We start from the raw sequence: 8,240 nt of genomic DNA, 5'->3' as shown, positions 1-8,240 counted from the left end.
GGCCCCGGCCAAACACATCCACCCAGCCGGGCACACCCACAAAACGACCGGGCCTGAGCCGAAGCGCACGGCCGGGCGCCACCACCAAAAGACCGGGCCTGAGCCGAAGCGCACGGCCGAGCACACCCACCAAAAGACCGGCGCTTCAAAGCCGGGCAGCCCGACCCCCACGCTAACGGATGTGGTCGAGGATCAACCCGGTCATCAGGTCCGGAGCCTCCTCAGGCACCCAGTGCGACACGTCCTCCACCATCTCGAACCGGTACGGCCCGCTCACCCACTTCTCGCACCCCAGCGCCGCCGTCGACCCGATCGCCGCGTCCTCGGTGCTCCACACGTACATCGTCGGCACCGCCACCCGGTCCGGGATCGGGTTGTGGTGCATCGCCCGGTACCAGTTCAGCGCGGCCGTGAGGGCCCCCGGCTCGCTCATCCGGCCCACGTACTCGTCCACCGCCGACGGCGGGATCTTCCAGTCGAAGATGCGCCGCAGCAGCGCCGCGTCGTCGGCGAGGAGCTTGCGCTCGGCGGTGCGCTCGCGGAAGACCGACATGTACTGCGAGCGCAGGTGCTGGTCCTCGTCCTCGCGCAGCGCGGCGTGCAGGGCGCCCGGGTGCGGGATGGACACCGCGGTCAGCGTGCGCACCCGCTCGGGGAACGACGCGGCCACGTTCCACGCCACCGCCGCCCCCCAGTCGTGGCCGACCAGGTCGAACTCCGGCCAGCCGAGCGCGTCGGTCACCGCCAGCACGTCGGTGACCAGCTCTTCCATCCGGTAGTCGAGGACGTCCTCCGGGCGGACCCCGGGGGAGTAGCCGCGCTGGTCGAACGCCACCGCCCGCCTGCCCGCGTGCCCCAGCACCGCCACCTGGTGCGCCCACTCCTGCGCGGCCTGCGGGAACCCGTGCAGCAGCAGCACCGGCGGGTCGCCGGGACCCCCGGCGGAGATGCTGTCGAAGGTCCCGCTGGTCGTCTCGATCTGGCCGTACTCGCTCACCCGGGGAGGTTATCGGCACCCACCGACAGTCCCTGTGACGTGGGTCGCGGATTCCACGGCAGGCCGGGTGGGCGGACCGCGGCGAAGATTGCACCGTGGACAACGCCTCGCAACCCCGACCGCACCTGACGGTGTTCGACCCGGCGCCCGGTCGTGGCGTCCGCGCCGTGGTGCTGGTGCTGCACGGTGGCCGCGAGCGCAGCCGCGCCCCGGTCACCCGCCACCAGCTCGCCTACCTGCGCATGGTCCCGTTCGCCCGCGACCTGCACCGGCGCGGCGCCGACGCCGGTGTCGCCGTCTGGCTGCTGAAGAACCGCTACCGCGGCTGGAACGCCCCCGACTTGGACGCGGTCCGCGACGCCGAGTGGGCCCTGGAGCGGGTCCGCGCCGCCCACGGCGACGTGCCGGTCGTGCTGGTCGGGCACTCCATGGGCGGGCGGGTCGCGCTGCGCGTGGGCGGTGACCCGTCGGTGGTCGCGGTGGCCGGGCTGGCGCCCTGGTGCAAGCCGGGGGAGCCGGTCGAGCAGTTGGCGGGCCGGGCCGTGCTCATCGCGCACGGCGTGCTGGACCGGATGACCGACCCGCGCCTGTCCTACGACTTCGCCCGCCGCGCCCGTGCCGTGACCGACCGGGTGGTGCGCTTCGACGTGCCGGGGGAGGGGCACGCGATGCTCCGCAAGGCGGGGAAGTGGACCCGGCTGGTGACCGGTTTCGCGCTGGGTGCGCTCGACACCCAACCGATCGACCCGGTCATAACGAATGCCTGGCGAACGCCCTCGGTGGAGGGGCTCCGGGTTCCGCTCTAGGAGGTAGCAGTGACGGTCGAGAGGCAGCGCGTTGCGGTCGTCGGGAGCGGGGTGTCCGGTCTGACCGCCGCGTACCTGCTCCAGCGTCGTCACGACGTGACCCTGTTCGAGGCCGACCACCGCCTCGGCGGGCACGCGCACACCCACGACCTGCCCACCCGCGACGGTGGCCTGGCCCAGGTGGACAGCGGGTTCATCGTGCACAACGAGCGGACCTACCCCAACCTGCTGCGCCTGTTCGGCGAGCTGGGGGTGGCCACCCGCGACTCCGAGATGTCGATGAGCGTGCGCTGCCGTGGCTGCGGCCTGGAGTACGCGGGCGCCCTCGGGGTCAGCGGCCTGTTCGCCCAGCCCAGGAACCTGGCGAACCCGCGCTACCTGCGGATGCTCGCCGAGGTCAAGCGGTTCCACGTGCACGCCCGCCGGGTGTTGCGGGAGGACCCGGGGGAGATCACCCTGCGCGCCTTCGTCGTCGTCGGCGGGTACTCCCGCTACTTCGTCGACCACTTCCTGGTCCCGCTGGTCTCGGCGGTGTGGTCGGCGGGCGCGGAGCTGTCCATGCGCTACCCGGCGCGCTACCTGTTCGAGTTCCTGCACCACCACGGGATGCTCGCGGTCACCGGGTCCCCGCAGTGGAAGACCGTCGTCGGCGGCTCCCGGACCTATGTGGAGCGCGCGGTGAAGGGCCTGACCGCCGTCGAGGTGTCCACCCCGGTGCGCGCCCTGGTCCGCCACGCCGACCACCTGGAGGTCCGCGACGACGCCGACGTGGCGCACCGGTTCGCCAAGGTCGTCCTGGCCACCCACCCCGACCAGGCGTTACGCCTGCTGGTCGACCCGACCGCGGCCGAGCGGGAGGTGCTCGGCGCGTTCGAGTACTCCCGCAACGAGACGCTGCTGCACACCGACGCCACGGTCCTGCCCACCGCGCCCGCCGCCCGCGCCTCGTGGAACCACCTCAAGCCCGCCTGCTCCTCCGACAGCGGCCCGGTCAAGGTCAGCTACCACATGAACCGCCTCATGGGGCTGTCCGAACCGGAGGACTACGTCGTCACCCTCAACGCCCCCGAGGAGGTCGACCCGGACCGGGTGCTGCGCTGGATGGCCTACGAGCACCCGATCTACACCCCGGAGTCGCTGGCCGCGCAGCGCCGCCTGCCGGAGCTGACCGACGACCGGTTGGCCTACGCGGGCGCCTACCACGGCTGGGGCTTCCACGAGGACGGTTGCGCCTCCGGTGTCCGGGCCGCCGAGGCGCTGGGCTCCCGGTGGGTGAAGTGACCGGAACGTCCACCGGGACCGCCGATCGCACCGCGGCGGTCGAACCGGTGGTGGTGCCCGCCCTCTACGACGCCACGGTCAGCCACGTGCGGCGCGAGCGGATCACCAACGACTTCTCCCACCGGGTCTACACCTGGCTGGTCGACCTGGACCGGCTGCCGCGGCTCCCGGTCTGGTTGCGACCGTTCGCCCGGTTCGAGGCCCGCGACCACCTCGGCGACCCGAACCGGTCCATCAAGGACAACCTTGTCGCCTGGTTGGGGGACCAGGGCGTGGAAGTGACCGGTCGGGTGTTGATGCTGGCCAACGCGCGGGTACTCGGGTACGTGTTCAACCCGCTGACGGTCTACTGGGTGCACGACGCGTCCGGTGCGCTGCTGTGCGTCGTCGCCGAGGTGCACAACACCTACGGCGAGCGGCACTGCTACCTGCTGCGGACCGACGCGGACGGTCGCGCCAGCACCACCAAAGAGTTCTACGTGTCACCGTTCCTGGCGATGGGCGGTCACTACCTGATGCGCTTGCCCCGGCCCGGTGCCAGGCTCGCCCTGACGGTGGCCCTCCGGCAGAACGGCTCGACGCCGTTCACGGCCACCCTGTCCGGGGTCCGGACACCCGCGACACCCGCGGAGGTGCTGAGGATGGCGCTGCGGCGACCGCTCATGCCGCAGCGGGTCAGCGCCCTCATCCGCCGCCACGGCATCGCCCTGTGGGCGCGCCGCGTCCCGATCGCCCGCCGCCCGCGGCACGTCCCGCAAGGAGGAGTCCAGTGACCGAGACCCCGCTCCGGCGCGGTGAGACGGCGCCCGCCGGTCCCGCGCGGCCGCGCCCCGACGACTGGGACGGGCTGTTCACCCCGCCGGTCAGCCCCTTCCGGGCCCGCGTCGCGCGGAGCCTGTTCCACAACGCCGTGCGCACGCTGCCGGTCCGGGTCGTCTTCCCCGGCGGGCGGCGGATCGGCGCGGGCGGACCCGACTCCCCGGTCATGCGCGTCCTGCGACCCACGGCGTTCTTCCACCGGCTCGGCGCCGACGCCAAGATCGGCTTCGGCGAGGCGTACATGGTCGGCGACTGGACCAGCAACTCCCTGGCCGAACTGCTGACCGAGTTCTCCGCCCGCATGAGCACCCTCATCCCGCCGAAGTTGCAGGCGTTCCGCCGCTGGGTCGACCGCAGCCAGCCCAGCGAGGAGGAGAACACCGTCGAGGGGTCCCGGGACAACATCCACCGGCACTACGACCTGTCGAACGAGCTGTTCGAGACCTTCCTCGACCCGACCATGACCTACTCCTCGGCGTGGTTCGCCCCCGGCTCCACCGACCTGCGCCAGGGCCAGCTCCGCAAGATCGACGGCGTGCTCGACCACGCCCGGGTCGGGCCGGAGTCGCACGTGCTGGAGATCGGCACCGGCTGGGGCGCCCTGGCCATCCGGGCGGCCCAGCGCGGTGCCCGGGTCACCTCGCTGACCATCTCCACCGAGCAGAAGCGCCTCGCCGAGCAGCGCGTCCAGGAGGCGGGCGTCGCCGACCGGGTGCAGGTGCTGCTGCGCGACTACCGCGAGGCCCAGGGCAGCTACGACGCCGTGGTCAGCGTGGAGATGATCGAGGCGGTGGGCGAGCGGTACTGGCCGACCTACTTCGCCTCGGTCGACCGCCTGCTCAAGCCGGGCGGGCGCTTCGGCCTGCAGTCGATCACCATGCCGGACGACCGGATGCTGGCGACCAAGGACTCCTACACCTGGATTCACAAGTACGTCTTCCCCGGCGGGATCATCCCCTCCGCGGAGTCGATCGACCGCACCCTGGCCCGGCACACCGGGATGCGCGTGCACGCCCACCGCGACTTCGGCCACGACTACGCCGAGACGCTGCGGCAGTGGCGCCTGCGGTTCACCGACCAGTGGGCCCGGGTCGCCGCCCTGGGCTTCGACGAGACGTTCCGGCGGATGTGGGAGTTCTACCTCGCCTACTGCGAGGCCGGTTTCCGCTCCGGCTACCTCGACGTCCGGCAGTTGTCGATCGGCCGCTGAGCCGGGCCCGGGTCGGGTGATCTTGACCGGTCACCCGGCCCGTATCGTCTGCTGGCAACCTGCGGCCCGGTCGGGCGTCTTGCAGGATGAGTGGGACAGTCCCGCGACATGGCCTCCAGGAGAGCTGGGTCTCGATGAGCTACGGACACGGACAGCGGCAGCCGGGGTGGCAGCAGCCCGCACAGGGACGCCCGTCGCGCGACCCGCGCTTCCGCCCGCCTGGCCGCCCCGCACCCGGCCACGGCGGCCCGGTGGGTCCCGGTGGACCCGGCGGTCCGGCCGGTCGCGGCGGTCGCGGTGGCTACGGCCCGCCGCCCGCCCCGCCGCGGCGCAAGCGCCGCTGGCGCAAGGTGGTCCTGACGGCGCTGCTGCTGGTCGTCGCCCTGTTCGCGGGCACCTGGATCTACCTGGAGACCTCGCTCAACCGCGAGGCCGCCCTCACCGACTACGAGGGCAGGCCCGCCGCGGGCGCGGGCACCAACTGGCTCATCGTCGGCTCCGACAGCCGCGAGGGCCTCTCCGCCGAGGACCAGGGCCGCCTGAACACCGGCGCCCCCGAGGGCCGCCGCACCGACACCATCATGCTGATGCACATCCCGGACAACGCCACCAAGCCCACGCTGGTGTCGCTGCTGCGCGATTCGTACGTGCCGATCCCGGGCAAGGGCAGCAACAAGCTCAACGCCGCCTACGCCTTCGGCGGCCCCGCCCTGCTCGCGCAGACCGTCGAACGCGTCACCGACCTGCGCATCGACCACTACATCGAAATCGGCCTCGGCGGCTTCGCCGACGTGGTCGACGCGGTCGGCGGCATCGAGATGTGCCCGCCGGAACCCCTCAAGGACCCGCTCGCGGGCATCGACCTGCCCGCGGGCTGCCAGGAACTCGACGGCGCCAACGCCCTGGGCTACGTCCGCACCCGGGTGGGCCCCCGCGCCGACCTCGACCGGGTCATCCGCCAGCGCGAGTTCATCTCCGCCCTGACCGACAAGGCCACCAGCGTCGGCACCCTCATCAACCCCTTCCGCCTCTTCCCCCTCCTCGCCGCCGCCCCCGACGCCGTCACCGTCGACGAGGGCGACCACCTGCACAACCTCCCGGGTCTGGCCCTGGCCATGGCCGACAGCGAGCTGATCACCACCACGGTCCCGTTCAGCGGCAGCAAGAAGGTCGGCGGCCAGGACGTCATCCTGTGGGACAAGCCCAAGGCCCTGGCCCTCTTCGAGGCCCTGCGCACCGACGCCGAGGTCCCGGCCAACGTCATCGTCGGCCCACCCGCCTAGCCCGGCACGCGACTGCCCGCCCGCTCGCCGAGAGGGCGGGCAGTCGCGTGCCCGGGCGCGCTGGAGGTCTTCCCCGCCGCTCGGAGTGGTCTGTCCGGCGCTGTCGCGGTGACACCGCGCGCCCGTACACTCGCTCGCTGCACCCGCCCCGGCGTGCAGCGAAGGAGGACACGCGTGACCACCCTGCGCACCCGTCTGTCCCAGGCCCTGACCGCGGCAGCTCTCACCGCCGCGGGCCTGACCGCCCTGGCACCCCCGGCCACCGCGACCCCGGCCCCCCGCCCATCAGCGGTCACCCACGGCCCCTGCCAGTTCACCGCCACCCCGGACGACCCCGCCGTCCGCCCGGTCCCGCTGCCCCCGGACCCCCGGCACACCCCCGACCGCGGCAAGGTCGACGTGAAGCTGTCCACCTCCCAGGGCCCCATCACGGTCACCCTGGACCTGGCCAAGGCCCCGTGCACGGCCCTGAGCTTCCTGCACCTCACCCTGCACCGCTTCTACGACGCCACCACCTGCCACCGGCTCACCGCCTACCCCACCCTCAAGGTCCTCCAGTGCGGTGACCCGAGCGGCACCGGCGAAGGCGGCCCCGGTTACCGGTACAGGGACGAACTGCCCACGGACCTCCCCCCGTACCCCGGCGACACCACCGGCTACCGCAAGCTCTACGCCCGCGGTGTCCTCGCCATGGCCAACGCGGGCCCCGACACCAACGGCAGCCAGTTCTTCCTGGTGTACGGCGATTCCGCCCTGCGCGCCAACTACACGGTCTTCGGCACCGTCGACGCGCCGGGTCTGACCACTCTGGACCGGGTCGCCGCCGCGGGCACCGTCCCCACCGCCGAGGACCCCGCCCCGGTCGACGGCACGCCCGCGGCCACCACCACCATCGCCAGGGCCAGGATCACCGGCTTCCGCTGGTGACCCCGCCGGTCCCGGCCGGACACCCGGCCGGGACCGCCGAGAAACAGCGCGCCGGGTGAACACCAGGGGCGCCCAAATCCCCCTGGCGGGTCGGCGGGATGACCCGTTCGGACCAATACGCGGCAGCGGCGCGTGAGCACTCAAGATCGAACAGGTGAACCGGGCGACTTTCGGGTTCTGCTCCCGGGGAATCTCGCTAGCGTCTGGCCTGCCCGATCCCGGGCAGCGGGAACTTCGTGCCGGAGGCGCAGCAGATGAAGTGGACACAGCGGGTCGGAGCGGTCGTCGCGGGGTGGGTGGTCGCCCTGACGGTGATCGCGCCCGTTGCGCAGGCGGAGACGGCGGCGGCGCCGCTGTCGCCCAGGGAGTGTTCGGCCGAGCTGTACCAGGGGGACCGCAGGCTCGGGCCGGAAACGCTGCCCAGGCTGGGGTCGGTGGGCTTCCAGACCGCGCTCTACAGCCGGACCGGCCTGCGCTCGACCGAGGACTTCCTCGGCAGGTACTACGACGACGCCGCCAACAGTTGGCGCTACCCGCCGCAGGACGGTTACGTCCTCAGGGGGGACGGCACGCCGGTCAAGTGGGAGCAGACCCTGTTCCGGGGCCAGCGCATCGACCGCTACGGCAGTGAGTTCGGCGGCTTCCTGGCCCCCGAGGGACTCCCGTACACGACCCGATCCATCCCGCCGTCCAACCTGGTCGGGAACCCGGCGGCCGGGTGCAACTACCACATCTACAAGGTGCTGCGACCGTTCGACGTGAACGCCGGTCCGATCGCGCCGTGGTTCTACCAGCTCGGCGGGGGGCTCCAGTACCAGCTCAACGGGACGCTGATCCCGGGAGCACCCGGTCAGGTGAACGTGATGTGGTTGTTGGACAACGGTTACCTCGAACGGATTGTCTAAAGTGGCAGGTGT

The 8,240-nt window shown here is 72.3% G+C and carries 8 protein-coding genes; 7 read left to right on the top strand and 1 reads right to left on the bottom strand.

The window, feature by feature from the left end:
- Positions 1 to 172: 172 nt before the first annotated feature.
- Positions 173 to 997 (bottom strand): alpha/beta fold hydrolase, encoded by an 825-nt coding sequence (locus UO65_RS31545; protein ID WP_035290205.1) that lies wholly within the window; start codon positions 995 to 997, stop codon positions 173 to 175.
- Positions 998 to 1,092: 95 nt separating this feature from the next.
- On the opposite strand from UO65_RS31545, the gene UO65_RS31540 reads away from it, so the two are divergent.
- From UO65_RS31540 to UO65_RS31510, 7 genes are all read left to right on the top strand, one after another.
- Positions 1,093 to 1,803: an alpha/beta hydrolase gene (locus UO65_RS31540; protein WP_035290202.1), complete on the top strand. Its 711-nt coding sequence runs from the start codon at positions 1,093 to 1,095 to the stop codon at positions 1,801 to 1,803.
- Positions 1,804 to 1,812: 9 nt separating this feature from the next.
- Positions 1,813 to 3,084, top strand: a complete 1,272-nt coding sequence (locus UO65_RS31535; RefSeq protein WP_035290199.1) for an NAD(P)/FAD-dependent oxidoreductase — start codon at positions 1,813 to 1,815, stop codon at positions 3,082 to 3,084.
- A 47-nt stretch (positions 3,085 to 3,131) separates the two neighbouring features.
- Positions 3,132 to 3,857, top strand: a complete 726-nt coding sequence (locus tag UO65_RS31530; protein WP_035290212.1) for a DUF1365 domain-containing protein — start codon at positions 3,132 to 3,134, stop codon at positions 3,855 to 3,857.
- The gene (locus tag UO65_RS31525; RefSeq protein ID WP_035290196.1) at positions 3,854 to 5,113 is read left to right on the top strand and encodes an SAM-dependent methyltransferase; all 1,260 of its coding nucleotides are present in this window, start codon (positions 3,854 to 3,856) and stop codon (positions 5,111 to 5,113) included. The genes UO65_RS31530 and UO65_RS31525 overlap by 4 nt, the downstream gene beginning before the upstream one ends.
- A 134-nt stretch (positions 5,114 to 5,247) precedes the next feature.
- Positions 5,248 to 6,396, top strand: coding sequence for an LCP family protein (locus UO65_RS31520; RefSeq protein ID WP_084176432.1), 1,149 nt, complete (start codon positions 5,248 to 5,250; stop codon positions 6,394 to 6,396).
- Positions 6,397 to 6,579: 183 nt separating this feature from the next.
- On the top strand, positions 6,580 to 7,323 hold the full coding sequence (locus UO65_RS31515; RefSeq protein ID WP_052022071.1) for a peptidylprolyl isomerase: 744 nt from the start codon (positions 6,580 to 6,582) through the stop codon (positions 7,321 to 7,323).
- 254 nt (positions 7,324 to 7,577) lie between these two features.
- Complete coding sequence (locus tag UO65_RS31510; protein ID WP_035290207.1) at positions 7,578 to 8,228, top strand: TNT domain-containing protein; 651 nt, start codon at positions 7,578 to 7,580, stop codon at positions 8,226 to 8,228.
- Positions 8,229 to 8,240: the final 12 nt, after the last annotated feature.

This window comes from Actinokineospora spheciospongiae (assembly GCF_000564855.1).
Classification (GTDB): domain Bacteria; phylum Actinomycetota; class Actinomycetes; order Mycobacteriales; family Pseudonocardiaceae; genus Actinokineospora; species Actinokineospora spheciospongiae.
The sequence above is the reverse complement of the archived record's forward strand: the minus strand, read 5'-3'. Positions and strand labels throughout refer to the sequence as shown.